The sequence below is a fragment of the Stenotrophomonas sp. FSL W7-1447 genome (assembly GCF_037966425.1).
Classification (GTDB): domain Bacteria; phylum Pseudomonadota; class Gammaproteobacteria; order Xanthomonadales; family Xanthomonadaceae; genus Stenotrophomonas; species Stenotrophomonas pavanii.
In genome coordinates this window covers 2,233,152-2,258,668 of record NZ_CP150199.1, presented here as the reverse complement: position 1 = coordinate 2,258,668, position 25,517 = coordinate 2,233,152, and the positions used below count along the sequence as shown (strand labels likewise).

The 25,517-nt window shown below is 66.6% G+C and carries 16 protein-coding genes and 4 pseudogenes; 16 read left to right on the top strand and 4 right to left on the bottom strand.

What is annotated here, in order from left to right; genetic code table 11:
- The first annotated feature begins 212 nt into the window (after positions 1–212).
- The 13 genes and pseudogenes from NSQ78_RS10585 to NSQ78_RS10525 all read left to right on the top strand — a co-directional run bounded on the left by NSQ78_RS10585 (position 213) and on the right by NSQ78_RS10525 (position 15,152).
- On the top strand, positions 213–2,462 hold the full coding sequence (locus NSQ78_RS10585) for a methyl-accepting chemotaxis protein (RefSeq protein ID WP_064238455.1): 2,250 nt from the start codon (positions 213–215) through the stop codon (positions 2,460–2,462).
- Between the two features lie 160 nt (positions 2,463–2,622).
- Entirely contained in the window at positions 2,623–3,396 is a 774-nt protein-coding gene (locus NSQ78_RS10580) for a flagellar brake protein (protein WP_049465495.1), read from the top strand.
- Positions 3,397–3,640: 244 nt separating this feature from the next.
- Positions 3,641–4,132 (top strand): chemotaxis protein CheW, encoded by a 492-nt coding sequence (locus tag NSQ78_RS10575; RefSeq protein WP_049465492.1) that lies wholly within the window; start codon positions 3,641–3,643, stop codon positions 4,130–4,132.
- 213 nt (positions 4,133–4,345) lie between these two features.
- The gene (locus tag NSQ78_RS10570; protein ID WP_223224824.1) at positions 4,346–4,651 is read left to right on the top strand and encodes a hypothetical protein; all 306 of its coding nucleotides are present in this window, start codon (positions 4,346–4,348) and stop codon (positions 4,649–4,651) included.
- 101 nt (positions 4,652–4,752) lie between these two features.
- A pseudogene (locus NSQ78_RS10565) lies at positions 4,753–7,127 on the top strand (methyl-accepting chemotaxis protein).
- Between the two features lie 659 nt (positions 7,128–7,786).
- Positions 7,787–8,293, top strand: a pseudogene (locus NSQ78_RS10560) (cache domain-containing protein); the annotation flags it as partial.
- Positions 8,280–8,531 (top strand): annotated as a pseudogene (locus tag NSQ78_RS10555) (cache domain-containing protein); the annotation flags it as partial. The pseudogenes NSQ78_RS10560 and NSQ78_RS10555, both read left to right, overlap by 14 nt.
- Positions 8,532–8,645: 114 nt before the next feature.
- Positions 8,646–10,061 (top strand): annotated as a pseudogene (locus NSQ78_RS10550) (methyl-accepting chemotaxis protein); the annotation flags it as partial.
- 35 nt (positions 10,062–10,096) lie between these two features.
- Positions 10,097–10,966: a CheR family methyltransferase gene (locus tag NSQ78_RS10545; RefSeq protein WP_049416359.1), complete on the top strand. Its 870-nt coding sequence runs from the start codon at positions 10,097–10,099 to the stop codon at positions 10,964–10,966.
- Positions 10,963–11,559, top strand: coding sequence for a chemoreceptor glutamine deamidase CheD (gene cheD / locus NSQ78_RS10540; protein WP_014037083.1), 597 nt, complete (start codon positions 10,963–10,965; stop codon positions 11,557–11,559). The genes NSQ78_RS10545 and cheD overlap by 4 nt, the downstream gene beginning before the upstream one ends.
- Positions 11,556–12,629 (top strand): chemotaxis response regulator protein-glutamate methylesterase, encoded by a 1,074-nt coding sequence (locus tag NSQ78_RS10535; RefSeq protein WP_149901941.1) that lies wholly within the window; start codon positions 11,556–11,558, stop codon positions 12,627–12,629. Before cheD ends, NSQ78_RS10535 begins: the two co-directional genes overlap by 4 nt.
- A 412-nt stretch (positions 12,630–13,041) precedes the next feature.
- A complete protein-coding gene (locus NSQ78_RS10530; protein ID WP_064238448.1) occupies positions 13,042–13,680 on the top strand; it encodes a hypothetical protein in 639 nt (212 codons plus the stop codon).
- Entirely contained in the window at positions 13,677–15,152 is a 1,476-nt protein-coding gene (locus NSQ78_RS10525; protein ID WP_064238446.1) for an XVIPCD domain-containing protein, read from the top strand. Before NSQ78_RS10530 ends, NSQ78_RS10525 begins: the two co-directional genes overlap by 4 nt.
- A gap of 92 nt (positions 15,153–15,244) precedes the next feature.
- Here NSQ78_RS10525 and acnB read toward each other — a convergent pair whose 3' ends face one another.
- The 3 genes from acnB to NSQ78_RS10510 are packed head-to-tail and all read right to left on the bottom strand — an operon-like array spanning position 15,245 to position 18,510.
- Positions 15,245–17,836: a bifunctional aconitate hydratase 2/2-methylisocitrate dehydratase gene (gene acnB / locus NSQ78_RS10520; protein WP_064238444.1), complete on the bottom strand. Its 2,592-nt coding sequence runs from the start codon at positions 17,834–17,836 to the stop codon at positions 15,245–15,247.
- A gap of 44 nt (positions 17,837–17,880) precedes the next feature.
- Positions 17,881–18,279 (bottom strand): type II toxin-antitoxin system VapC family toxin, encoded by a 399-nt coding sequence (locus NSQ78_RS10515; RefSeq protein ID WP_005416402.1) that lies wholly within the window; start codon positions 18,277–18,279, stop codon positions 17,881–17,883.
- 6 nt (positions 18,280–18,285) lie between these two features.
- The gene (locus NSQ78_RS10510; RefSeq protein WP_005409505.1) at positions 18,286–18,510 is read right to left on the bottom strand and encodes an AbrB/MazE/SpoVT family DNA-binding domain-containing protein; all 225 of its coding nucleotides are present in this window, start codon (positions 18,508–18,510) and stop codon (positions 18,286–18,288) included.
- Between the two features lie 302 nt (positions 18,511–18,812).
- Here NSQ78_RS10510 and acnA point away from each other — a divergent pair, with 302 nt between their 5' ends.
- Positions 18,813–21,566: an aconitate hydratase AcnA gene (gene acnA, locus NSQ78_RS10505; RefSeq protein WP_064238442.1), complete on the top strand. Its 2,754-nt coding sequence runs from the start codon at positions 18,813–18,815 to the stop codon at positions 21,564–21,566.
- Between the two features lie 90 nt (positions 21,567–21,656).
- Here the strand turns inward: acnA and NSQ78_RS10500 are convergent, their stop codons facing one another.
- The gene (locus tag NSQ78_RS10500) at positions 21,657–23,207 is read right to left on the bottom strand and encodes a BCCT family transporter (RefSeq protein ID WP_064238439.1); all 1,551 of its coding nucleotides are present in this window, start codon (positions 23,205–23,207) and stop codon (positions 21,657–21,659) included.
- 169 nt (positions 23,208–23,376) lie between these two features.
- On the opposite strand from NSQ78_RS10500, the gene betI reads away from it, so the two are divergent.
- Positions 23,377–23,967 carry a transcriptional regulator BetI gene (gene betI / locus NSQ78_RS10495; RefSeq protein ID WP_014647011.1) on the top strand — a complete coding sequence of 197 codons (591 nt, stop codon included), beginning with the start codon at positions 23,377–23,379 and terminating at the stop codon, positions 23,965–23,967.
- Between the two features lie 38 nt (positions 23,968–24,005).
- On the top strand, positions 24,006–25,478 hold the full coding sequence (gene betB, locus NSQ78_RS10490) for a betaine-aldehyde dehydrogenase (protein WP_064238437.1): 1,473 nt from the start codon (positions 24,006–24,008) through the stop codon (positions 25,476–25,478).
- Positions 25,479–25,517 lie beyond the last annotated feature (39 nt).

The following is a 25,517-nucleotide window of genomic DNA, read 5'->3' as shown; positions in this document are numbered from 1 at the left end:
CGCATCCAAGCGAAACCCCGGCACCGCAACGCTTTCGCGCTGTCATCCCTACGCAACCGAATGTGATCTGCGTCCATAAAGTCCGCGCGGACGGCGCCGTTATTTCGCAATGACGGTCGTCACCGAACCCCACCGGGCACCCCCGTTCGCTCTGCAACCACCCCCGATCCGGCGCACCGTCGCCGGTACTCTGCCCACCTGGAGCACCCTGCATGAAGTGGTTCCACGATCTGCCCATCGCCCGCAAGCTGGCCCTCGGGTTCACCCTCACCACCCTGATGACCCTGGTCCTCGGTGCGTTCGCCCTGCTGCGCCTCAGCGAGGCCAACGCGCAGCTGCGCGAGATGGCCGGCAACGACATCCCTTCGGTACAGCACCTGGGCGAAGCGCGCTCGCAGCTGGGCGAATTCCGCACCTACGAACTGGCGCTGCTGAGCATGCTGGACCAGCCGGACAAGGTGGCCGACTACACCAAGCGCATGGACGACACCGCCAAGGGCGTGCATGACGAGCTGGCCGCCTACGCCGCGCTGCCGGCGCTGGCCAAGGAGCGTGAACTGTATCGCGCCGCCAGCGCGCAGCTGGATCGCTATTTCGCCGTCAACAAAGCCATGCGCGAAGCCGTGGCCGCGGGCGATGGCGTGCTGGCACAGCAGATCTCCGACGAGCAGTCGCGCCCGGCCCGGCGTGACCTGTTCGCCGCCATGAAGGCGCTGGGCACGCACATCGCCGGGCAGATGGACGGCAAGATTGCCGACGCCAACGCCACCCATCGCACCAGCATGATCGCCATCATTGCCTGCGTGGTGCTGCTGTCGCTGGTGGCGGCCGCACTGGCCACGGTCATCTCGCGCGCGGTGACCGGCCCGCTCGGCAAGGCCGTGCATGCCATCCAGGCCGTCGCCCGGGGTGACCTCAGCGTCAGCACCCAGGCCACCAGCAAGGACGAAGCCGGCAAGATGCTCGCGGCGACCGCCGAGATGACCACGATGCTGCGCCGCTTCAGCGAGCAGACCCAGCTGATGGCGCAGATGCACGCCGGCCCGGACATCAGTCACCGCATTCCGGAGGATTTCCCGGGCGTGTATGGCCAGCTGGCCAACGGCATCAATACGGTGATCTTCGAACACCTCGATGCAATCGTCGATGCCATTGAAGTACTCAACCAGTACGCAATCGGCAACCTCGCCCCGGATGCACGCCGCCTGCCCGGCAGCCGCGCGATCCTGCACGAATCGATGGACGCAGCCAAGGCCAGCCTGCTGGCGATCAATTCGCAGATCCAGCAGCTGGCCGCGGCGGCCGCCGCGGGCGACTTCAGCCAGCGTGGCGATGCCCAGCGTTTCCAGCATGACTTCAAGCTGATGATCGAGCACCTCAACACCATGATGCAGGTCGCCGATGGCAACCTGGGTCAGCTCTCGCAGCTGCTGCAGTCGATCGCCGCCGGCGACCTGACCACGCGCATGGAGGGCCAGTTCAACGGCGTGTTCGCTCGCATGCGTGACGATGCCAACACCACCGTCACCCAGCTGACCCAGATCGTCAGCCAGATCCAGGCCAGCGCCTCCAGCATCACCCTGGCCGCCGGCGAGATCGCCTCCGGAAACAGCGACCTGTCGCGCCGTACCGAACAGCAGGCCGCCAACCTGGAAGAAACCGCCGCCTCGATGGAGGAACTGACCTCCACCGTGCGCCAGAACGCCGAGCACGCCCGCCAGGCCAACCAGCTCGCCATCGGCGCGCACGGCGTCGCCTCGCAGGGCGGTGAAGTGGTCGGCCAGGTGGTCACCACCATGTCGGCCATCGAAGCCTCGTCGAAGAAGATCGCCGAGATCATCAGCGTCATCGACGGCATTGCCTTCCAGACCAACATCCTGGCGCTGAACGCCGCAGTGGAAGCCGCGCGTGCCGGCGAACAGGGCCGCGGTTTCGCCGTGGTCGCCAGCGAAGTGCGCACCCTCGCCCAGCGCTCGGCCGCGGCCGCCAAGGAGATCAAGGGCCTGATCGACGACTCGGTCGGCAAGGTCGCCGAAGGCTCCAGCCTGGTCCACCAGGCCGGCAGCACCATGGGCGAGATCGTCGCCTCGGTGCAGCGCGTGACCGACATCATGGCCGAGATCTCTGCCGCTTCGCAGGAACAGAGCGCCGGCATCGAGCAGGTCAACCAGACCGTGGTGCAGATGGACGAGACCACCCAGCAGAACGCCGCGCTGGTGGAAGAAGCCACGGCCGCCGCACGCGCCATGGAAGACCAGGCCGTGCAGCTGGGTGAAGCCGTCGCCCGCTTCCGGCTGGCATCGCAGGGCACGGCGGCCATCCCGCCACGCCCGCTGGCCGCACCGGTACCGCGACAGGTGGCAGCCGCCGCACCAGCCGCAAGGTCGGCCCCGGCACGTGCGCTGCGCACGGCAACGGCCCAGCCGGCGCTGGCCGCGGACGGCGACTGGCAGGAATTCTGACAGAACCACGGGGTCAGATCCCTTTCCCGCGGGAAAGGGATCTGACCCCTTACGCGTGGAAAGTGATGCAAATCCCACTTCATAATCCGGTGCAGGAGCCGATATCTCCATCGAGCCTCGCGCCAACGCGTGCTGGCGCCCGCCCCTGACCGTAGATTCCATGTCCGACGGCAACGACACTGCAGTGCATGATGGCCACGCGGCTGATACCGCTGACGAGCGCTTCCTGGTCCGCAATCCGCGCCAGCTGCGCCAGCTGCTGCGGTCGCTGATCGACCAGCGGTCGCTGATCAACGCGCACATCGACGGCCGCGACCGCTCCTTCCCTACCGCCCTGCTCGACCTCGATGAAGACGAGGACACCCTGCTGCTCGATGGCAGCCCGCAGGAAGCCGCCAACCGCGCCGCCGAGCAGGCCGATCACCTGCTGTGCTTTGCCCAGCTCGAACGGGTGCTGGTGCGCTTCCGCCTGCACCAGCTGCAGCGTGTGGACAACGACGGCCACGTCGCCTTCCGTGCCCCGCTGCCGGAGGAACTGGTGCACCTGCAGCGCCGCGAGCTGTACCGGCTGGAGACGCCGGTCACCGACTCGCCCCACCTGCTGCTGCCGCCTGGCGAAGCGCGCGCCGAAGCCCTGTCGATGCGCGTAGTGGACATCAGCGGCGGTGGCCTGGCGGTGGTGGTGCCCAACGACTGTGCCGTGTTCGGCCTGCAGAAGCGCTATCCGGCACAGCTCTCGCTGCCCGACGGCCCCGACCTGGACATCGAGCTGGTGGTCTGCAACCTGCTGCCGCAGCGCCAGCCCAACGGCATCGAGGTCAAGCGCGTGGGCATGCGCTTCGAACGCCTGCCGCGCGGCGCCGACAGCGCCATCCAGCGCTACATCTTCCGCATCGACCGCCAGCGCAAGGCACGCCGCAACGGCGAGCTCTGAGGCCCGGCCAACAGGTAATGCCGGCCGCTGGCCGGCAACTTGGCGACAATGCGGGTACGGCCATTGCCGGCCAGCGGCCGGCACTACCGATCTCCGGTAGATCCACGCCATGCGTGGATGCCCCCACCCTCCCAGGTAGATCCACGCCATGCGTGGATGCCCTTCCCCCGGCACCTAAAGTCCCCCCCAGCGGCGCCGATATCGAGCCTGACACCGGGATTTCCGGCTGAACCAGGACCCCTCGATGAACGACAAGACCCGCTCCGCCGCCAGCGCCGGTGGCGAATTCCTCAGCTTCACCCTTGGCGCCGAGCACTACGGCGTGGACATCCTCAAGGTGCAGGAGATCCGTGGCTACGACGCCGTCACCCGCGTTCCGGACGCCCCGGACTACATCAAGGGCGTGATCAACCTGCGTGGCACCATCGTCCCGGTCATCGACCTGCGCCTGAAGCTGCGCCTGGACAACGCCCGCTATGACGCGTTCACCGTGATGATCGTGCTGAACGTGGAAGACCGCGTGGTCGGCATCGTCGTCGACAGCGTCTCCGACGTGATCCCGCTGTCGGCCGAGCAGATCCGCCCGACCCCGGAATTCGGCGCGGCCGTCGACACCCGTTTCATCTCCGGCATCGGCACCCACGACGATCGCATGCTGATCCTGCTGGACATCGAGACCCTGCTCGACAGCGCCGACATGGGCCAGGCCAGCCTTGCCGAAGACGTCGCTGCCTGAGTAAACGGAACTGCTTCACGTTCCAGTCACAAAACCCTTCAGTTCCCTTCGGCGGTGCCGATAGGGGGACAGAAGCCGGTCGCGCAGGAGCGCGCAGGACCGGCCCGATCGTTACCATCCCCGGAGATACCCTCGATGAAGTCCCTGTTTGCGTTCGTCTCGGCCGCTGTCCTGGCCACCACCGCCGCCTCCGCTTTCGCCCAGTCGGCCGACATGATCCCGCCGGAAATGGCGCCGCGTTCGGTCGGCAAGGACGGCATGGTCTGTGGCAAGGTCGAAAAGGCCCGTTACGCAGAAGGCTCCGAAGGCCAGCCGACCTTCCTGTACATGGGCGGCGCCTTCCCGCGCCACACCTTCTCGGCGCGCATCGCCGGCGAGAACCGCGGCAAGTTCTCCTTCCCGCTGGAAACCCTGGAAGGCAAGACCGTCTGCGTGATCGGCAAGATCCAGCGCGACGCCTCGCGCGCGGAAATCGAAGTCAGCTCGCCGGCTGGGCTGAAGCTGGCCAACATCAAGTAATCCGCTGTTCGTCGGACCACGCCGGGCCTGGTCCTGGCGTGGTTTCTGCTGCAACCGGGCCCGATGCCCGGGCGCGTCTGCCTTAGGAGCTCGCAACGCCCATGCCGTGGATCAACAACCTGAAACTGATGCCGAAACTGCTGCTGACTTTCGGCGTCCTCCTGCTGGTGATGCTGCTGCAGGGCATCGTCGCCTATCGCGGCCTGCATTCGCTGAACAACGTGACCACCGAGCTGGCCGGTTCGCGCATGGAGAGCATCCGCATGGCCGGCGAGATGCGCGGCATGCTGGGCGAGTACCGCAATGCCGCTTACCAGCAGCTGATCCGCGCCAGCGACGACGTCAAGTCCGATGCGCGCAAGCAGGGTGTCGACCTGCGCGCCAGCATGGACAAGTCGATCAAGGAGTATCCGAAGCTGGTCGACAATCCGCAGCAGAAGAAGCTGTTCGACGCCTTCGCCAAGGAATGGAAGGACGCGCTGGCGTCCTATGACAGCGTCACCGAGATGCTGGAACTGGACCTGCCCGACGACGCCATCGATACCTTCGTCGGCGAGACCCGCACCAAGCACCGCAAGGCCGCCTCGGCGTTGGAGGCGCTGATCGCCGAAGACAACCGCCTCGCCCGCGCGTCGCGCGATGAGGCTGCATCCACCTACTCCGCCTCGGCCGTGCTGACCGTGATCGCCCTGCTGGGCGGCGCCGCGCTCGGCCTGGTGCTGGTGTGGCTGTTTGCCCGTGCCCTGGTGGGCAGCGTGCGTGGCGCCGTGTCGGTCGCCAACGACGTGGCCGGTGGCAAGCTCGACGGCCACATCGATGTCAGCCGCCAGGACGAAGTGGGCGAACTGATGCAGGCCATGCAGCGCATGCAGCGCGACCTGCGCGAGCGCATCGAGACCGACCAGGCGATCGCCCGCGAGAACCTGCGCATCCGTACCGCGCTGGATTACAGCTCGACCGGCGTCTACCTGACTGATACCAGCAACACCATCGTCTACAGCAACCGCGCCCTGCAGCAGACCCTGAGCCAGTACCAGGACGAACTGCGCCGTGACCTGCCGGACTTCGACGCCCAGGCCCCGCTGATCGGCAAGCCGGTCACCGTGCTGGAGCACCGCGGCGAGATGGACCAGACCCTGCTGAGCAACCTGAAGGCACACGGTGTCGCCCGTCGCCCGATGCAGTACGGCGATGCCCAGTTCGCCCAGGTGGTCTCGACCATCCGCAACGAAGGCGGCGACACCGTCGGCTACGTGGTGGAGTGGCGTGACCGCACCCAGGAAGCGCAGGTTGAAGCCGAAGTCGCCCGCGTGATTGCCCAGGCCGCCGCCGGCGACCTGTCCGGCCGCATCGACGCCTCCGACAAGGAGGGCTTCTTCCTGCAGCTGGCCCAGCAGATCAACGGCCTGCTGGACGCCAACGCCGGCAGCATCGAGCAGGTCTCGGGCCTGCTGGCCGCACTGTCGCAGGGTGACCTGACCGTGCGCATGCAGGGCGATTACCAGGGCGTGTTCGCCCGCATGCGCGACGACGCCAACGCCACCGCCGCACAGCTCAGCGAGATCGTCACCCGCATCAAGCAGTCCAGCCGCGCGATCAGCTCCGCCGCCGGTGAAATCGCCTCCGGCAACAGCGACCTGTCGCGCCGTACCGAGCAGCAGGCCGCCAACCTGGAAGAAACCGCCGCCTCGATGGAGGAACTGACCTCCACCGTGCGCCAGAACGCCGAGCACGCCCGCCAGGCCAACCAGCTCGCCATCGGCGCGCACGGCGTCGCCTCGCAGGGCGGTGAAGTGGTCGGCCAGGTGGTCACCACCATGTCGGCCATCGAAGCCTCGTCGAAGAAGATCGCCGAGATCATCTCGGTCATCGACGGCATCGCCTTCCAGACCAATATCCTGGCGCTGAACGCCGCGGTGGAAGCCGCGCGTGCCGGCGAACAGGGCCGCGGCTTCGCCGTGGTGGCCAGCGAAGTGCGCACCCTCGCCCAGCGCTCGGCCGCTGCCGCCAAGGAGATCAAGGGCCTGATCGACGACTCGGTCGGCAAGGTCAACGACGGCTCGGCGCTGGTGCACAAGGCCGGCGCGACCATGGGCGAGATCGTCGCCTCGGTGCAGCGTGTGACCGACATCATGGCCGAGATCTCCGCCGCTTCGCAGGAACAGAGCGCGGCATCGAGCAGGTCAACCAGACCGTGGTGCAGATGGACGAAACCACCCAGCAGAACGCAGCGCTGGTGGAAGAAGCCACTGCCGCCGCACGGGCGATGGAAGAACAAGCTGGCCACCTCAGCGAAGCGGTGTCGATCTTCGTGGTCGACGAAGCCGACGTGGTGACCGCCCCGCGCGTCACCGCACCGGCCCCGCGTGCTGCTGCGGCGGCGGCCCCGGCACCGGTCGCAGCGCCGGCCCGGCGCACCGCTGGCGGTCGCCCGATGGCCACCGAACTGGCCGACGGAGACTGGCAGGAATTCTGATGCCTGCCTGACCTGATCCACGAACACGCCCTGGCCCTGCGCCGGGGCGTTTTCGTTTACGGGGCGTCTGGATATCAGCCAACGGCGAAGCCCCTCGGAGTGGTCGCGGAGAGCGCTTGGCTACTGAGGGCTGGCCGGGAGGGTGGGCTGCGCAGGGGCCGCTGCAAGTGCGTCCCTGTAAGCTCGGTCGCCGCTTGCTCGTGTGCACTGTCCTGCGCACACGGCAAGACCGGGGTTGGGCGTCCTGCCCAACCCGCCCGAGGCATGCCTCGAGCCCATGCGGCTCACGCCCCTGCGCAACCCATCCTCCCGGCCACGGACACTTCCCGTGCGCGTCCACCCCGGATTGAAGAAAGAAGAGCAAGAGCAACAGCCGCGTTGCTTCCGGGGTCAGATCCGCTTTCCGCAGGAAAACGGATCTGACCCCTCTTTCCACTTGGAAACCCAATGCCGCCATGACCTGCCGTTGCTGTTGCTGTTGCCGTTGCTTCAAAAGCCTGCCGCAGGCAGCGCCGCAGCCGCCGCTGCAAGGAAACCTGAATACGTTCCGACACCACGCCTCAATCCCCCGCCGCAACGGCCGATAACGGGGTTGTCACGGCGTGTACCGCCGATGACCGGCTCGGCGCCGCCCGCCCGCTTCGACCTGGTCCTGCTCGATGAATCTCCTGCATCGCTGGCAACACTACTTCAGCAATCTTTCCGTCCGGCGCAAGCTCAACCTGCTGACGCTGCTCATCGCGCTCGGCGTGATCGCGCTCTCGGTGATCGCCGCCCGCATGCAGTACCTGGACCTCACCGAGACCCGCAAGACCGCGCTGAAGACCCAGGTCGAACTGAGCTACGGCATCCTGCAGCACTACCACCGCCTGGCCGGCACCGGCGAGCTCAGCGAAGCGGCGGCCAAGGCCGCTGCCCTACAGGCGCTGGAGGTGATGCGCGCCGAGAACGATACCTACTACTTCAACGTCTACGACACCGGCTACACGCTGCTGATGCACCCGTTCCGCAAGGACCTGGTCGGCAAGGACATGAAGGACTTCCGCACCGACGACGGCGTGCGCATCTACTACGACCAGGTCCAGGCCGCCCGCGGCCGGCGGCTTCGTCAACTACCGCTGGGCCAAGCCGGGAAGCAAGGGCGACGTCGAAAAGGTCGCCTACGCCGGCCTGTTCGCGCCCTGGGACTGGGTGGTCAGCAGCGGCGTCTACATGGACGACGTGCAGAAGCAGGCACTGGTGTTCACCGCCATCATGGCGCTCTCCGGTGGACTGCTGGTGCTGATCGTTCTCGCCCTGAGCTGGGTCATCGGCAACCGCATCGCACGACCGCTCAAGCAGGCCACCGCCGTGGCAGAAGGCATCGCCAGCGGTCGCCTGGACAGCCACATCGGCCCGCAGCCGCACGACGAACCGGGCCGCCTGCTGGAAGCCATGTCAGGCATGCAGCAGCAGCTGCACGCGGTGATCAGCGGCCAGCGCGAGATGGCCCGCCGCCACGATGCCTTAAGGCGAACTGAGCTATCGCATCGATGCCAGTGCCTTCCCGGGCGAGTACGGCTTGATGGTGCAGGAAACCAACGCGCTGGTCGGCAGCCACGTGCAGACCCTGCACGACGTGCTGGACGTGGTGCAGCAGTACGCGGTCGGTGATCTCAGCCGCGACATCGCGCGCTATCCCGGCGAAAAGGCCGCGATGACCCGCACCGTCGACACGGTCAAGGCCAACCTCGGCCGCATCAATGCCGAAATCAAGCAGCTGGCCAGTGCCGCCGCGGCGGGCGACTTCAGCCGCCGTGGCGACGCGCAGCGTTTCGATCACGATTTCCGCCTGATGCTGGAAAACCTCAACGCGATGATGGCGGTCAGCGATGACAACCTCGGCAAGCTCTCGCAGCTGCTGTCGGCGATCGCCGAGGGTGACCTGACCGCACGCATGCACGGCGACTACCAGGGCGTGTTCGCACGGATGCGCGACGATGCCAACACCACCGTCACCCAGCTGACCCAGATTGTTGGCCAGATCCAGGCCAGCGCCTCCAGCATCACCCTGGCCATGCGGCGAGATCGCCTCCGGCAACAGCGACCTGTCGCGCCGTACCGAACAGCAGGCCGCCAACCTGGAAGAAACCGCCGCCTCGATGGAGGAACTGACCTCCACCGTGCGCCAGAACGCCGAGCACGCCCGCCAGGCCAACCAGCTGGCCATCGGCGCGCACGGCGTCGCCTCGCAGGGCGGTGAGGTGGTCGGCCAGGTGGTCACCACCATGTCGGCCATCGAAGCCTCGTCGAAGAAGATCGCCGAGATCATCAGCGTCATCGACGGCATTGCCTTCCAGACCAACATCCTGGCGCTGAACGCCGCAGTGGAAGCCGCGCGTGTTGGCGAACAGGGCCGCGGTTTCGCCGTGGTCGCCAGCGAAGTGCGTACCCTCGCCCAGCGCTCGGCCGCGGCCGCCAGGGAGATCAAGGGCCTGATCGACGATTCGGTCGGCAAGGTCGCCGAAGGCTCCAGCCTGGTCCACCAGGCCAAGCAGCACCATGGGCGAGATCGTCGCCTCGGTGCAGCGCGTGACCGACATCATGGCCGAAATCTCCGCCGCCTCGCAGGAACAGAGCGCCGGCATCGAGCAGGTCAACCAGACCGTGGTGCAGATGGACGAGACCACCCAGCAGAACGCCGCGCTGGTGGAGGAAGCCACGGCCGCCGCACGCGCCATGGAAGAGCAGGCCGCGCAGCTCGCAGACGCGGTGGCGATCTTCCGCCTCGACAACCAGGTGGCTGCTGCAATGAAGGCCGCGGCCGCGCGCGTCGAGCCCGCCCGCGCGGCTCCTGCAGCGCGCCCGCAGCCCGCCAGCGTGCCAGCACCGGCGCGGCGCGCAGGCGGCAGCGGCACCTTCGTTGCCAGCGACAGCGACTGGCAGGAATTCTGACCCACCTGCGGTGGCTCCGGCCGCCGCCTCCGCCGATGGACACGTCCCCCGTGCAAAGTCCTACTCCCATCGTTACCGGCCCGCGCGAATTCGAGTTCGCCGACCGTGATTTCCGCCGCGTCTGCGACCTGATCTACCAGCGCGTGGGCATCGCCCTCGCCCCGGCGAAGCGCGACATGGTCTATGGCCGCCTGTCGCGCCGCCTGCGCACGCTGGGCATGCGCAGCTTCCAGCAGTACCTGGACCATCTGGAACAGGAGGACGGCGACGAGTGGCAGGCGTTCACCAATGCCCTGACCACCAACCTGACCTCGTTCTTCCGCGAGCCGCACCATTTCGACAAGCTGCGCGAAGAACTCCAGCAGCGCTCCAGCCGCACGCCGCTGCTGCTGTGGTCGTGCGCGGCGTCCACCGGCGAAGAGCCCTACTCGATGGCGATCACCGCCTGCGAGGCCTTCGGCACCCTGAAGCCGCCGGTGCGCATCATCGCCACCGACGTCGATACCCAGGTGCTGGCCACCGCCGGCCGCGGCGTCTACAACATCGATCGCGTCGCCAGCCTCGATCCGGACCTGCGCCGCCGCTACTTCCAGCGGGGCAGCGGTCCGAATGAGGGCCAGTGCCGCGTACTGCCGGCGCTGCGCGAGTTGATCGAGTTCCGCCCGTTGAACCTGCTCGCTCCGCGCTACGACGTCGGTGGCCCGTTCGATGCGTTGTTCTGCCGCAACGTGATGATCTACTTCGACAAGCCCACCCAGCGCGCCATCCTCGGTCGCCTGGTCCAGCACCTGGCCGACGACGGCCTGCTCTACACCGGCCACTCGGAGAACTACCTGCACGCCGCCGATCTGATCCAGCCCTGCGGCCGCACCCTGTACCGCCGTGCAGCGAAGGCCGGCGCATGAACGCTTCGCTGCGTACCGACGATGTGATGCGCTACCAGGATGCGCGTTTCCAGACCATCGCCGCCAAGCTGCTGCCGACCCAGTACCTGGTGGTCGATGACACCACCGCGCTGACCACCACCCTGGGCTCGTGCGTGGCGGCGTGCCTGCGCGACCCGGTGCTGAAGATCGGCGGCATGAACCATTTCCTGCTGCCCGAAGGCAACGCCGGCGATGGTGCACCCGCGCGCTACGGCAGCTACGCGATGGAACTGCTGATCAACGACATGCTCAAGCGCGGCGCCCACCGCAAGCGCATCGAAGCCAAGGTGTTCGGCGGCGCCAACGTGCTCAAGGGCTTCACCAGCAATCCAGTGGGCACCCGCAACGCCGAATTCGTGCGCCAGTACCTGCAGGCCGAGCACATCCCGATCATCGCCGAGGACCTGTGCGGCATCCATCCGCGCAAGATCTGGTTCTTCGCCGACACCGGCCGCGTGGTGGTGCAGCGCCTGCCCCATGCACATGAGGCCGAAGTGGCCGCCACCGAATCGGCCGTGCGCGCGCGCCTGTCCAAGGCGCCGGTCACCGGTGGCGTGGAGCTGTTCGAATGACCTTGACCGGCAACGCTCCCTGCCGGGTGCTGATCGTCGACGACTCCGCCGTCGTGCGCCAGATGCTCACCGAGATCCTGTCCAGCGATCCGGCCATCGACGTGGTCGGCACCGCCGCCGACCCGCTGCTGGCCCGTGAAAAGATCAAGCGACTGGCCCCGGACGTGATCACCCTGGATGTGGAAATGCCGCGCATGGACGGGCTGGCGTTCCTGGAAAACCTGATGCGCCTGCACCCGTTGCCGGTGGTGATGATCTCCTCGCTGACCGAGCGCGGCGCCGACACCACCCTGCAGGCACTGGCGCTGGGCGCCGTGGATTTCGTTTCCAAGCCGAAGCTGGACGTGGCCCGCGGCCTGCAAGGCTACGCCGACGAGATCATCGCCAAGGTCAAGATGGCGGCGCGCTCACGCGTCCGCCCGCTGGTGCGTGCCGCCGCACCGAAACTCCTGCTGGACGCCGCGCCCGTGATGCGCCCCGCCGCTCCGCAGTTCCGCACCACCGACCGGCTGATCGCGATCGGCTCCTCGGCGGGCGGCACCGAAGCGCTGCGCGTGGTACTGGAAGGCATGCCGGCCGACGCGCCCGCCGTGGTGATGACCCAGCACCTGCCGGCCAGCTTCAGCAGTGCCTTCGCCGAGCGACTGGACCGCCACTCGGCGATGGCCGTGCGCGAAGCCAGCGACGGCGAAGCGGTGTTGCCCGGCCACGCCTACCTGCCGCCGGGCGGCAAGCACCTGCGGATCATCCGCGACGGTGCGCGCTGGCGCTGCCGCGTCGACGACGGCCCCGCGGTGAACCGCCACAAGCCCGCGGTGGACGTGCTGTTCCGCTCGGTCGCGCAGAGCGCCGGTGGCAATGCGATCGGTGCCATCCTCACCGGCATGGGCGACGACGGCGCACGCGGCCTGCTGGAAATGCGCCAGGCCGGCGCGCCGACGCTGGTGCAGGACGAAGCGACCAGCGTGGTCTGGGGCATGCCCGGCGCCGCGTTCAAGCTGGGCGCGGCCGAGGAACAGGTGCCGCTGGAGCGGATCGCCGAGCGGCTGCTGGCCCTCGCCCGCAGCTGACAGGCCCCTGTGGAGCCGAGCCCACGCTCGGCTCTGCACCCTGCTGAACACCTCCACGAGACGTCAGGCTCAATTGCCGATCCGCCGGCAGTGCCTTCGACCATTGATGCTTCAACGGCGTGCTCGAGGCGTGACCCTGCCGCAGGCGATGCGCGTCGACCGGGAGCCCGCAGGGCATCGACTTGGAGCGCGGCTGGAGCGGGTCGTATAGTCAGGTATCGCACAGCAATGGAACGCCGATGAACGTTACCCCGCAAGGCCGCGCTGCTAGGGTACGCAGTGAGGGAAGTCCGGGTATCGGGCACTACTCACTGCGCAACCTGTCGCATTTGCCCGGATGTGGCGCCGGCGTTCGTGATGGGACCGCATGTTCCAGGGAGCAAGGACAATCCTGCAGCGACATGGACTGCCCATGCTGAGAATTCTCCCGACCCTCGCTCACGTTGCGTTGATCGCCTCGATCACGCTGGCCGTCCCGGGTTGCAGCAAGGAACGCTCATACCCGGTCTATCGCGAGAATCCTGCGCCAAAGGATGCGCTGCCGATTGTGATTCGGGTCCATGATGCACCCGTGGATGTCCCCGTTCCTTCGGTCTTCGTCACGTATGAGATAGACCCACTCTGTCTCCCTTCGGTCAACAATTGGGAGGGGGTGCAGTACGAGCCGAACCAGCACAAGGTTGAGCTTCAGGCACAGCGCCTCAGTGCAACTGAATTCAGCACTGTTGTTTTCAACGACGGCATGGAAGTTGCCGACTATTACGGTCGTGGCCCGTGCACTTGGACACCCGTGCTCGTGGAAGCTTCATTCGCCTTCATCATCGATGATCGCCCAATCCGCGCGTCCGTCGCAGCGCTTTTCACGGAAATTGAGGGCGGGAGAACCTTCACTGCGTACGTAAAGCGCGCATTGCCGCCCTTGACCACAGGACAGTCGACAGAGCGAACGCCAACCGAGCCTTCAAGTTGGTACGAAAAGATGCCCCCAGAGAAGCGCGAGGAATACTTCCCAATCGAAGTCTCCACACGGATTGAAGGAGGACCGCAATGAATCCCAGAGAAAGCGCGGCGCTCTCGGACAATGTCTATATGGACCCGCTTCCGCCCGTCAGTTCCGACATCACCGTCGGCGGAACAAAGTACGAGGTCCTAGCCTGTCGTGACTTTGGGAGCGGATATCAGGGCGTTGTCTACCTCAACATCAATACAAAGGAAGTCATCGTCGCCCATCGCGGTACCGAGTTTGATCGCCAGCCCATGCTTGATGGCGGCATCGACGCGGCGATGGTCACCGCCAGAGTCAACGCGCAACTGAGCGATGCGCTGGCGCTGACAAAGCAGGCCCTCAGGCTGGCCGATGAAAGAGGATCCGGCCCAGTACACGTCACCGGCCACTCGCTGGGCGGCGCGCTCGCGCAGATCACTGCGCATCACTACAACCTCCCCGGTGATGCATTCAATCCCTACGGTGCCGCCGGGCTGGCGTATCGCCTTCCCGAAGGCCAGCCGGCCAACGCGGCGCCCTTCACCAACCACGTGATGGCAGGCGACCTGGTCAGCGCGGGCGGTCCTCATTACGGCAAGGTCGAGATGTATGCGCTGCCCAGGGAACTGGAGGTTCTGCGCAACGCCGAGCACGGCCAGCGCATCGCTTCGCTTGGAACACCCGGGATGAAAAGCGGCCATGTCATGTCCGCCGCAGTGGCCGTCCAGTTGGGCGACTCCCATCGATTGGTTCATTTCCTTGATCGCGTGACCGACAAGGGCCCTGTGCCGTCTGTACTCGACAATCCCCAGGCCCGGATCACAGATCCTGACGACCTGCGCCGGATTGCCGACTATCGCCGTGATGTTCATCAGCTGCGTGCGGGAGCCACCGTGCTGGTCGGCGGCGGACCTGGCCTGCTGCGCGACGGGATCAATTACCTGCGCGGTACCGAGGAAGCCGGTGCATATGCCCGCCGCGAGGCTGAAGCGGAGCAGCGTGCCCGGAATGCGCTCAAGCCGGGGGAGCAGCTGATCCAGGATGCAACCGACAAGGGCTCGCCCTCGCTCGGCAATCCCGCCTTCTCTCCCAGGAGTCCATTGCAGGAGAGCATTGAGTCAACCTTGGACAAGGCAAGCTTGGATCCCAGGAAGGAAGGCCATCCAGACCATGCGCTCTACCAGCAGATTCGCGAGGGTGTATCCGCCCTGGATGCCAGGCACGGGCGCAGCTTCGATGAAACCAGTGAGCGCATGACGGCCAGCCTGCTTGCGACGGCCAAGCGCAGCGGCCTCGAACGCGTTGATCATGTGGTCCTGGGCACTCCACCCAGCGATGGCTCGGACCCTCGCATGTTCGTTGTGCAGGGAGCGCCGGAGAATCCAGCACACCTGCGGGCCTCGGTACCGATCAGCGAGGCAATCAATACGACGGTAGAGCAGTCGCTCGCCAAGGCCGAACAAATTGCGCAGGCACAGCAGGTCGGTCAGCAAGACCACGCCCAGGAGCAGACCCGAACCGCGATGCGGATGGGCTAGGCCACCCAGCCCGCCGCACACAAAAAACCCCCGGCTTTCGCCGGGGGGTTTTTGTTTCAACGGAATGCCGGCCAGCGACCGGCACTACCGCATCAGGCAGCGACCGTCTTGGCCACGTCCTGGTACTCCTCGATCTGGTCGAAGTTCATGTAGCGGTAGATCTCCGCACCGTTGGCGTTGATCACGCCGATGTCCGCCATGTACTCCTCCTTGGTCGGGATGCGGCCCAGGCGCGAGCAGATCGCCGCCAGTTCCGCCGAACCCAGGTACACGTTGGTGTTGCGGCCCAGGCGGTTCGGGAAGTTGCGGGTCGAGGTCGACATCGCAGTGGAGCCTTCACGGATCTGCGCCTGGTTGCCCATGCACAGCGAGCAGCCCGGCATTTCCATGCGCGCGCCGGTGGCGCCGAAGGTGCCGTACACGCCTTCCTTGGTCAGCTCCGAGGCGTCCATCTTGGTCGGCGGGGCCACCCACAGGCGGGTCGGCAGGTCACGCTTGCCTTCCAGCAGCTTGGCCGCGGCGCGGAAGTGACCGATGTTGGTCATGCACGAACCGATGAACACTTCGTCGATCTTGGCACCGGCCACTTCGGACAGGGTCTTCACGTCGTCCGGGTCGTTCGGGCAGGCCACGATCGGCTCGTGGATGTCGGCCAGGTCGATCTCGATGACGGCGGCGTACTCGGCGTCGGCATCCGGCTCCAGCAGCTGCGGGTTGGCCAGCCAGGCTTCCATCTTCTCGATGCGACGCTGCAGCGAACGCGGATCCTGGTAACCCTCGGCAATCATCCACTTCAGCAGCGTGATGTTGCTGGTCAGGTACTCGATGATCGGTTCCTTGTTCAGGCGCACCGAGCAGCCGGCGGCCGAACGCTCGGCCGAGGCGTCGGACAGTTCGAACGCCTGTTCGACCTTCAGCTCCGGCAGGCCCTCGATTTCCAGGATGCGGCCGGAGAAGATGTTCTTCTTGCCAGCCTTGGCCACGGTCAGCAGGCCGGACTTGATCGCGTACAGCGGGATCGCATTGACCAGGTCACGCAGGGTCACGCCCGGCTGCATCTTGCCCTTGAAGCGCACCAGCACCGACTCCGGCATGTCCAGCGGCATCACGCCGGTGGCTGCGGCGAAGGCGACCAGGCCCGAACCGGCCGGGAACGAAATGCCCACCGGGAAACGGGTGTGCGAGTCACCGCCGGTGCCCACGGTGTCCGGCAGCAGCATGCGGTTGAGCCAGCTGTGGATCACGCCGTCGCCCGGGCGCAGCGAAACGCCGCCACGGGTGGAGATGAACTCCGGCAGGGTGTGGTGGGTCTTCACGTCCACCGGCTTCGGGTAAGCGGCGGTATGGCAGAACGACTGCATCACCAGGTCGGCCGAGAAGCCCAGGCACGCCAGGTCCTTCAGCTCGTCGCGGGTCATCGGGCCGGTGGTGTCCTGCGAGCCGACCGAGGTCATCTTCGGTTCGCAGTAGGTGCCCGGGCGCATGCCCTGGCCTTCCGGCAGGCCACAGGCGCGGCCGACCATCTTCTGCGCCAGCGAGAAGCCCTTGCCGGTATCGGCCGGCTGCACCGGCAGGCGGAACAGGTCGGTCGGGGCCAGGCCCAGCGCTTCGCGCGCCTTGCCGGTCAGGCCACGGCCGATGATCAGCGGAATGCGGCCGCCGGCACGTACTTCATCGAACAGCACGTCGGACTTGACCTGGAACTCGGCGATCACTTCGCCGTTCTTCAGCGCCTTGCCTTCGTACGGGCGCAGCTCGATGACGTCGCCGTGCTCCATCTTCGATACGTCCAGCTCGATCGGCAGCGCGCCGGCATCTTCCATGGTGTTGTAGAAGATCGGTGCGATCTTGCCGCCCAGGCAGACGCCGCCGGCGCGCTTGTTCGGGATGAACGGAATGTCGTCGCCGGTCCACCACAGCACGCTGTTGGTGGCCGACTTGCGCGAGGAACCGGTGCCGACCACGTCGCCGACGTAGGCAACCAGGTGGCCCTTTTCCTTCAGCGACAGGATCTGCTGGATCGGGCCGCGCTTGCCGTCTTCTTCCGGGGTGAACGGCGCATCGTCGCGCTTGTTCTTCAGCATCGCCAGGGCGTGCATCGGAATGTCCGGGCGGGTGGTCGCGTCCGGTGCCGGCGACAGGTCGTCGGTGTTGGTCTCGCCCGGCACCTTGAACACGGTGACGGTCAGGCTCTGCGGCACTTCCGGATTGCTGGTGAACCACTCGGCATCGGCCCAGCTCTGCAGCACGGCCTGGGCGTTGGCATTGCCCGCCTTGGCCTTTTCCTGCACGTCATGGAACGCATCGAACACCAGCAGGGTCTTCTTCAGGCCGTTGGCGGCGATGGTGCCGACGCTGGCGTCGTCCAGCAGCTGCACCAGCGGGGCCACGTTGTAGCCGCCGAGCATGGTGCCCAGCAGTTCGGTGGCGCGCTCACGGCTGATCAGCGGGTTCTGCTCGCTGCCCAGGGCGATCGCCGCCAGGTACGACGCCTTGACCTTGGCCGCGTCATCGACGCCGGCCGGCACGCGGTGGGTCAGCAGGTCGAGCAGGAACTCGGCCTCGCCCTGCGGCGGGTTCTTCAGCAGTTCGATGACATCGGCCGTCTGCTGCGCGCTCAGCGGCAGCGGCGGGATGCCAAGCGCAGCGCGCTCGGCGACGTGGTGGCGGTAGGCTTCCAACATGACAACTCCCGGGTAATGCGTAGGTTGAAAAATCAAAAGTGGGCTCAGGCGTGCGGCACGATCAGCTTCAGGCCCTTGAAGTAGTCGCGGTAAAACGTGTCGTTCCAGGTGATCAGGCCATCGCACTGCAGCAGCGCGTGGGCGCCGACCATGAATTCATCCAGGCTGCGGCGGCTGCCGCCGCGCTGGCGATGACGGCGGTGCATCTCGCCGGCGCGCAGTGCCGACTTGGCTTCCATCGGGTTGAAGTGCACGCCCATTTCTTCCAGCGCTTCGAGCACCTCGGCACCGCCGCGCAGCGATGCGCAGACTTCGGCCAGGGTCGCGCCGCAGACCACCACGCGGCCGCCGACCAGGCTCTGCCGGAGGATGGCTTCCACGGCATCGGCCTGCGGGCCATTGCTGAGCAGCTCGACCAGTACCGGTGAATCGACGGCGATCATCACGGCTTATTCCTCGTCGCGCACCGCGCGCACCGCCGCATCGGACGACTCGAAGCCGTCCAGCGCGAACTTGCCGCGCGCCCGTGAAATGGCATCGTCAACACTCTTGCGCAGGATGATGCGGCTGCCGTCCAGCTCGACCTTCAGCAGCGTGCCCTTGGTCAGGCCGAGGGCATCACGCACCGCCTTGGGCAGGGTGATCTGTCCGCGTTCTGCAACAGTGGCTTCCATCGGTAGGCCCTCCAGAGTATGCACAAATTATACATACTTCCCCGGGCATACTTCCACCCTGAACAGGACCGGCGCCCCGCCAGCCCTTGCCTCGCAAAGGATCGGCCACAAACGTGACATACGCCATACACCTCCCCCTGTAGTCTGGAACCGATGCCGCAGGTCGGAGCCCGGCCCGGATGAACCCATTCAGTCCGGGGTTCATACTGGGACTACCGGGGCCCTCAGGCCCGCGGCGACCGCAAGCAGGCCCGCCCATGCGCGGGCCACTGCAAGCCATCCGCAAGAAGGAGTTACCCCGCATGAGCGATTCGTTCTCCACCCGCAGCCAGCTGAACGTCGGCGGCAAGACCTACGACTACTTCAGCCTGCCCACGCTGGGCCAGCGCTTCGATATCTCCCACCTGCCCTACTCGATGAAGATCCTGCTGGAGAACCTGCTCCGGCACGAGGATGGCGGCGTCACCGTCGGCAAGGACCACATCGAGGCCGTGGCCCGCTGGAACCCGGCAGCCGAACCGGACACCGAAATCGCCTTCATGCCCGCGCGCGTGGTCCTGCAGGACTTCACCGGCGTGCCCTGCGTGGTCGACCTGGCCGCGATGCGCGACGCCGTCGTCAAGCTCGGCGGCAAGCCGGAGCAGATCAACCCTCAGATTCCCTCCGAACTGGTCATCGACCACTCGGTGCAGGTCGACGTGTTCGGCAAGCCCGACGCGCTGGACCTCAACGGCAAGATCGAATTCCAGCGCAACCAGGAACGCTACGGCTTCCTGCGCTGGGGCCAGAAGGCCTTCGACAACTTCAAGGTGGTGCCGCCCAACACCGGCATCGTCCACCAGGTGAACCTGGAGAACCTGGCCCGCGTGGTGATGACCGCGGACAAGGATGGCAAGGCCGTGGCCTACCCGGATACCGTGTTCGGCACCGACAGCCACACCACCATGATCAACGGCATCGGCGTGCTGGGCTGGGGCGTGGGCGGCATCGAAGCCGAGGCGGCCATGCTCGGCCAGCCATCGTCGATGCTGATCCCGCAGGTGGTCGGCTTCAAGCTGACCGGCAGGCTGCCCGAGGGCGCCACCGCCACCGACCTGGTGCTGACCGTCACCCAGATGCTGCGCAAGCTCGGCGTGGTCGGCAAGTTCGTCGAGTTCTACGGTGATGGCCTGCAGCACCTGCCGCTGGCCGATCGGGCGACCATCGGCAACATGGCCCCGGAATACGGCGCCACCTGCGGCATCTTCCCGATCGACGCCGAGTCGCTGAACTACCTGCGCCTGTCCGGCCGCAGCGAAGAGCAGATCAACCTTGTCGAGGCCTATGCCAAGGCGCAGGGCCTGTGGCACGAGCCGGGCAGCCCGCACGCCCAGTACAGCACCACGCTGGAACTGGACATGGGCACGGTGAAGCCGTCGCTGGCCGGCCCGAAGCGCCCGCAGGACCGCGTGCTGCTGGAAGACGTGCAGAAGAACTACCGCGAAGCACTGGTCGGCATGACCAGCAACCGCGACAAGCGCAGTGATGATGTGTCCTCGTTCGTCAATGAAGGCGGCGGCGCGGCGGTCGGCAACGAGCAGCTGGCCAAGGGCTTCGCCGACATCGAGATCGAAGGCCGCAAGGTGCGGCTGAAGGACGGCGCGGTGGTCATCGCTGCCATCACCTCGTGCACCAACACTTCCAACCCGGCGGTGATGATCGGCGCCGGCCTGCTGGCCCGCAACGCGGCCGCCAAGGGCCTGAATCGCCAGCCGTGGGTGAAGACCTCGCTCGGGCCGGGCTCGCGCGTGGTCACCGACTACCTAGAAAAGGCCGGCGTGCTGAAGGAGCTGGAGAAGATCGGCTTCTACGTGGTCGGCTACGGCTGCACCACCTGCATCGGCAACTCCGGCCCGCTGCCGACCGAGGTCAGCGCTGGCATCGCCGCCGGTGACCTGGTGGTCACCTCGGTGCTGTCGGGCAACCGCAACTTCGAGGGCCGCGTGCACCCCGAAGTGAAGATGAACTACCTGGCCAGCCCGCCGCTGGTGGTGGCCTACGCCATCGCCGGCACCACCGACATCGACCTGACCACCCAGCCGCTGGGTACGGGCAGCGACGGCCAGCCGGTGTTCCTGCGCGACATCTGGCCGAGCAACAAGGAAATCGGCGACGTCATCGCTGCCACCATCGGGCCGGAGATGTTCAAGCAGAACTACGCCGACGTGTTCAAGGGTGACACCCGCTGGAACACCATCGCCTCGCCGGACGGCAACCTGTACGCGTGGAGCGATGCGTCCACCTACATCAAGAACCCGCCGTACTTCGATGGCATGACCATGCAGACCGGCAGCATCGACGACGTGCACGGCGCGCGCGTGATGGGCCTGTTCGGCGATTCGATCACCACCGACCACATCTCCCCGGCCGGCAACATCAAGAAGGACTCGCCGGCAGGCCGCTTCCTGCAGGAACGCGGCGTGCAGCCGGCCGACTTCAACAGCTACGGCAGCCGCCGCGGCAACGATGACGTGATGGTCCGCGGCACCTTCGCCAACATCCGCATCAAGAACCTGATGTTCGGTGGCGAGGAAGGCGGCAACACCCTGTACTACCCCGCCGGCGGCGGCCAGCCGGAGAAGCTGGCGATCTACGATGCCGCCATGAAGTACAAGGCCGACAAGGTGCCGCTGGTGGTGCTGGCCGGCAAGGAATACGGCACCGGCTCGTCGCGCGACTGGGCGGCCAAGGGCACCCTGCTGCTGGGGGTGAAGGCAGTCATCGCCGAGAGCTTCGAGCGCATCCACCGCTCCAACCTGGTCGGCATGGGCGTGCTGCCGCTGCAGTTCCGCAACGGCGAGAACGCCCAGAGCCTGGGCCTGGACGGCTCGGAAGTGATCGACATCGCCGGCCTGCAGGACGGTGCCAGCAAGCGCGCCAAGGTCACCGCGACCAAGGCCGACGGCACGAAGAAGACCTTCGAGGTCTCGGTGATGCTGCTGACCCCGAAGGAAGTCGAGTACTTCCGCCACGGCGGCCTGCTGCAGTACGTGCTGCGCCAGTTGGCCAGCAAGTAACGGAAAGGGCCGGATCCGCACGGATCCGGCCCTTTCCGTTTGCGATGCCCTCCTGTAGAGCCGAGCCTGCGCTCGGCTCTACAGAAGCGCTTACCGGCGTGGCGCATCCGGGTCGGTGCGCAGCGCCTTCAACAGGCCCCACATGTAGAACGCCAGGGTGAACGAGAACGGCAGGCCACACAGCACCACCGCCGTCTGCATCGCGCTGAAATTGCCGGCCAGCAGCAGGCCGACGCTGGCCACGGTGATGCCGGCCGCCCAGAACACGCGCAGCCAGATCGGCGCGTCATGGCCATCTTCGACGCCATCGTCAACGCGACGGGTGCACAGGTTGGCGATCATCAGCGTGCCCGAATCGACCGGGGTCAGGAACAGCACGAAGCCGATCACCACCGCGGCACCGGCCACGTACGGCGCGCCGGGCAGGTACTCCAGCAGCTTGAACAGCGTCATCGCCGCATCGTGCTGGGCCACCTCGCCCAGGATCGACTGGCCATGGTTGAGCACCAGGTCGATGGCGGTGTTGCCGAAGATCGACAGCCAGGCCAGGGTGAAGCCGAGCGGGATCAGCAGCACGCCCATGATCACTTCGCGGATGGTGCGGCCGCGCGAGATGCGCGCCACGAAGAGGCCGACGAACGGCGCCCAGGCGATCCACCACGCCCAGTAGAACAGCGTCCACGACCCCATCCATTCACGGCCCTTGGGATCGTTGAGGTACATGTCGAAGCTCTTGCGCACGAATGCGCCGAGATAATCGCCGGTGTTCTGGATCAGGCCGTCGAACAGGTGCAGGGTCGGGCCGGTGACCAGCACGAACAGCAGCAGGCCGCACAGCAGGCGCACGTTGAGGTTGGACAGCCACGCAATGCCCTTTTCCACGCCAGCGACCACGCCGATGGTGGCCACCACCATCATCACCAGCACGATGGCCACCAGCACCTGCGGCGTATCCGGGATGTGGAACAGGTAGACCAGGCCGGACTGCACCACCAGCGCGCCGATGCCGAGGTTGGTCACCATCGAGATCAGCGTGGCCAGGATGCCGAAGCCATCGACCATGTCGCCGATGCGGCCATGGATGCGCTCACCGAAGATCGGGTACAGCGACGAGCGCAGCGCCAGCGGCAGGTCGCGGCGGTAGGCGAAGTAGCCCAGCGCCACCCCGACCAGTGCATACAGCGCCCAGCCATGCAGGCCCCAGTGCAGGAAGGTCAGCACCATCGCCTCGCGGCCGGCGGCCACGGTGCCACCAGGCTGCCCGGGCGGGTGCAGGAAATGGTCCAGCGGCTCGTAGGCGCCGTAGTACAGCAGCGCGATGCCGATGCCGGCCGAGAACAGCATCGAGACCCAGGCAACGTAGCCAAAGGCCGGTGATTCCTCGTTGTGGCCCAGGCGGATGCGGCCGTAAGGCGAGAACGCCAGCCACAGCACGAAGCCCAGGCACAGCACGATCAGCAGCATGTACCACCAGCCGAACGCGGCCGAGACCTCGGCCTGCGCCCATTGCAGCCAGTGCTCGCTGCCTTCGGGATAGAGAACGGTGAGCAGCCCCAGGATGCCGATCGACACCGATGAGCTGAGGAAGACAAAACGGTTCAAGCGCAGGGGCGAACGCTTGGGATGAGCCAGGGAAGACATGGGATCGTCTCATCAGTCCGGGGGAGCACATGGGCGGGGCCGGACCGGAAAACCGGGCCCATGGCGTGGGGCGCGAGCGCATCCTAGGGTTTATTGATTGAACGTTCAATCAATAAAAAGCATAATGGGCGGCAACCCGATCGTTCGGGTCGCAAACCGTGGAGAGACAATGCCGAAGAAAGGCGTGGAACCGGTACGGCGCGAACAGCTGATCCGGGCCACTTTCCAGACCATCGACGAGATCGGCATGGCCGACGCGACCGTCGCCACCATCGCGAAGAAGGCAGGGCTGTCCAGCGGCATCGTCGCCCACTACTTCGGCGACAAGGACGGCCTGCTCAATGCTGCAATGCGGCAGATCCTGCGCGAACTGAAGGACGCCGTCGCCCGCTACCGCGCCGAGGCCAGCGATGACCCCCGCGAGCAGCTGCGTGCCATCGTCGATGGCAACTTCGACGACAGCCAGATCAACGGTACCGCGATGCGCGTCTGGCTCACGTTCTGGGCCGCCAGCATGCATCAGCCGGAACTGGCCCGGTTGCAGCGCGCCAACGACCAGCGCCTGTTCTCCAACCTGTGCCACCAGTTCAACCGCCTGCTGCCCCATCCGCAGGCGCGCTTGGCCGCCCGTGGCCTGGCCGCGATGATCGACGGCCTGTGGCTGCGCGGCAGCCTGGTCGGCGGCCAGTTCAACGCCGACAAGTCCCGGCGCATCGCCTACGGCTACATCGACTTCCAGTTGCAGGCTGCCGCGCTATAAGCGCTTCAGCACCCGCCCCCTTCCAAGGAGTACGCCCCATGACCACCCTGCCCGTCCAACAGCTCTACATCCACGGCCAGCGCGTCGATGCCACCAGCGGCAAGACCTTCAAGACCGTCAACCCGGCCACCGGTGAGGTGATCGCCGAAGTGCAGGTTGCCAGCCAGGCCGACGTCGAGCGCGCCGTGCAGAGCGCGGCCGAGGGCCAGAAGGCATGGGCGGCAATGACCGCGATGGAGCGTTCGCGCATCCTGCGCCACGCCGTCGAGATCCTGCGCGAGCGCAACGACGAACTGGCCCACCTGGAAACGCTGGACACCGGCAAGGCGCTGGCCGAGACCACCACGGTGGACATCGTCACCGGTGCCGACGTGGTCGAGTACTACGCCGGCCTGGCCACCGCCATCGAAGGCATCCAGCTGCCGCTGCGCGAATCGAGCTTCTTCTACACCCGCCGCGAACCGCTGGGCGTGGTGGCCGGCATCGGCGCCTGGAACTACCCGATCCAGATCGCCATGTGGAAGTCCGCCCCCGCCCTGGCCGCCGGCAACGCGATGGTGTTCAAGCCGTCCGAAGTGACCCCGTTGACCGCGATCCGGCTGGCCGAGATCTACACCGAAGCCGGCGTGCCGGCCGGTGTGTTCAACGTCGTGCAGGGCCCGGGCCGCGAGATCGGGCAGTGGCTGACCGAGCACCCGGTGATCGAGAAGATCTCCTTCACCGGCGGCGTCGCCACCGGCAAGAAGGTCATGGCCAGCGCCGCGTCCTCGTCGCTGAAGGAAGTGACCATGGAGCTGGGCGGCAAGTCGCCGCTGGTGATCTGCGATGACGCCGACCTGGACCGCGCCGCCGACATCGCGGTGATGGCCAACTTCTTCAGTTCCGGCCAGGTCTGCACCAACGGCACCCGTGTGTTCGTGCCGCGCAGCATGCTGGCTGCGTTCGAGGCCGCCGTTGTCGAGCGCGTCAAGCGCATCCGCATCGGCGACCCGATGGCCGCCGAGACCAACTTCGGCCCGCTGACCAGCTTCCCGCACATGGAAAACGTGCTGCGCTACATCGAAAGCGGCAAGGCCGAGGGCGCCCGCCTGCTGGTGGGCGGCGGCCGTGCCACTGAAGGCGCGCTGGCCAACGGTGCCTACGTGCTGCCGACCGTGTTCTCCGATTGCCGCGACGACATGACGATTGTCCGGGAAGAGATCTTCGGGCCGGTGATGAGCATCCTCGCCTACGACGACGAAGACGAAGTGGTGCGCCGCGCCAACGACACCACCTTCGGCCTCGCCGCCGGCGTGGTCAGCAAGGACATCAGCCGCGCCCACCGCATCATCCACCGCCTGGAAGCGGGCATCTGCTGGATCAACACCTGGGGCGAGTCGCCGGCCGAAATGCCGGTCGGTGGCTACAAGGAATCCGGCGTCGGCCGCGAGAACGGCATCTCGACCCTCGGCCACTACACCCGCATCAAGTCGGTGCAGGTCGAGCTGGGCGACTACGCCAGCGTGTTCTGACCGGCGCGCCGCCAGCACGCCCCTTCGTCCGGCCATCGC

Excerpts from the sequence above, each read along its gene's own strand:
- NSQ78_RS10585 (WP_064238455.1), top strand. The coding sequence starts at position 213 with ATGAAGTGGTTCCACGATCTGCCCATCGCCCGCAAGCTGGCCCTCGGG.
- NSQ78_RS10580 (WP_049465495.1), top strand. The coding sequence starts at position 2,623 with ATGTCCGACGGCAACGACACTGCAGTGCATGATGGCCACGCGGCTGAT.
- NSQ78_RS10575 (WP_049465492.1), top strand. The coding sequence starts at position 3,641 with ATGAACGACAAGACCCGCTCCGCCGCCAGCGCCGGTGGCGAATTCCTC.
- NSQ78_RS10570 (WP_223224824.1), top strand. The coding sequence starts at position 4,346 with ATGATCCCGCCGGAAATGGCGCCGCGTTCGGTCGGCAAGGACGGCATG.
- NSQ78_RS10545 (WP_049416359.1), top strand. The coding sequence starts at position 10,097 with ATGGACACGTCCCCCGTGCAAAGTCCTACTCCCATCGTTACCGGCCCG.
- cheD (WP_014037083.1), top strand. The coding sequence starts at position 10,963 with ATGAACGCTTCGCTGCGTACCGACGATGTGATGCGCTACCAGGATGCG.
- NSQ78_RS10535 (WP_149901941.1), top strand. The coding sequence starts at position 11,556 with ATGACCTTGACCGGCAACGCTCCCTGCCGGGTGCTGATCGTCGACGAC.
- NSQ78_RS10530 (WP_064238448.1), top strand. The coding sequence starts at position 13,042 with ATGCTGAGAATTCTCCCGACCCTCGCTCACGTTGCGTTGATCGCCTCG.
- NSQ78_RS10525 (WP_064238446.1), top strand. The coding sequence starts at position 13,677 with ATGAATCCCAGAGAAAGCGCGGCGCTCTCGGACAATGTCTATATGGAC.
- acnB (WP_064238444.1), bottom strand. The coding sequence starts at position 17,836 with ATGTTGGAAGCCTACCGCCACCACGTCGCCGAGCGCGCTGCGCTTGGC.
- NSQ78_RS10515 (WP_005416402.1), bottom strand. The coding sequence starts at position 18,279 with ATGATCGCCGTCGATTCACCGGTACTGGTCGAGCTGCTCAGCAATGGC.
- NSQ78_RS10510 (WP_005409505.1), bottom strand. The coding sequence starts at position 18,510 with ATGGAAGCCACTGTTGCAGAACGCGGACAGATCACCCTGCCCAAGGCG.
- acnA (WP_064238442.1), top strand. The coding sequence starts at position 18,813 with ATGAGCGATTCGTTCTCCACCCGCAGCCAGCTGAACGTCGGCGGCAAG.
- NSQ78_RS10500 (WP_064238439.1), bottom strand. The coding sequence starts at position 23,207 with ATGTCTTCCCTGGCTCATCCCAAGCGTTCGCCCCTGCGCTTGAACCGT.
- betI (WP_014647011.1), top strand. The coding sequence starts at position 23,377 with ATGCCGAAGAAAGGCGTGGAACCGGTACGGCGCGAACAGCTGATCCGG.
- betB (WP_064238437.1), top strand. The coding sequence starts at position 24,006 with ATGACCACCCTGCCCGTCCAACAGCTCTACATCCACGGCCAGCGCGTC.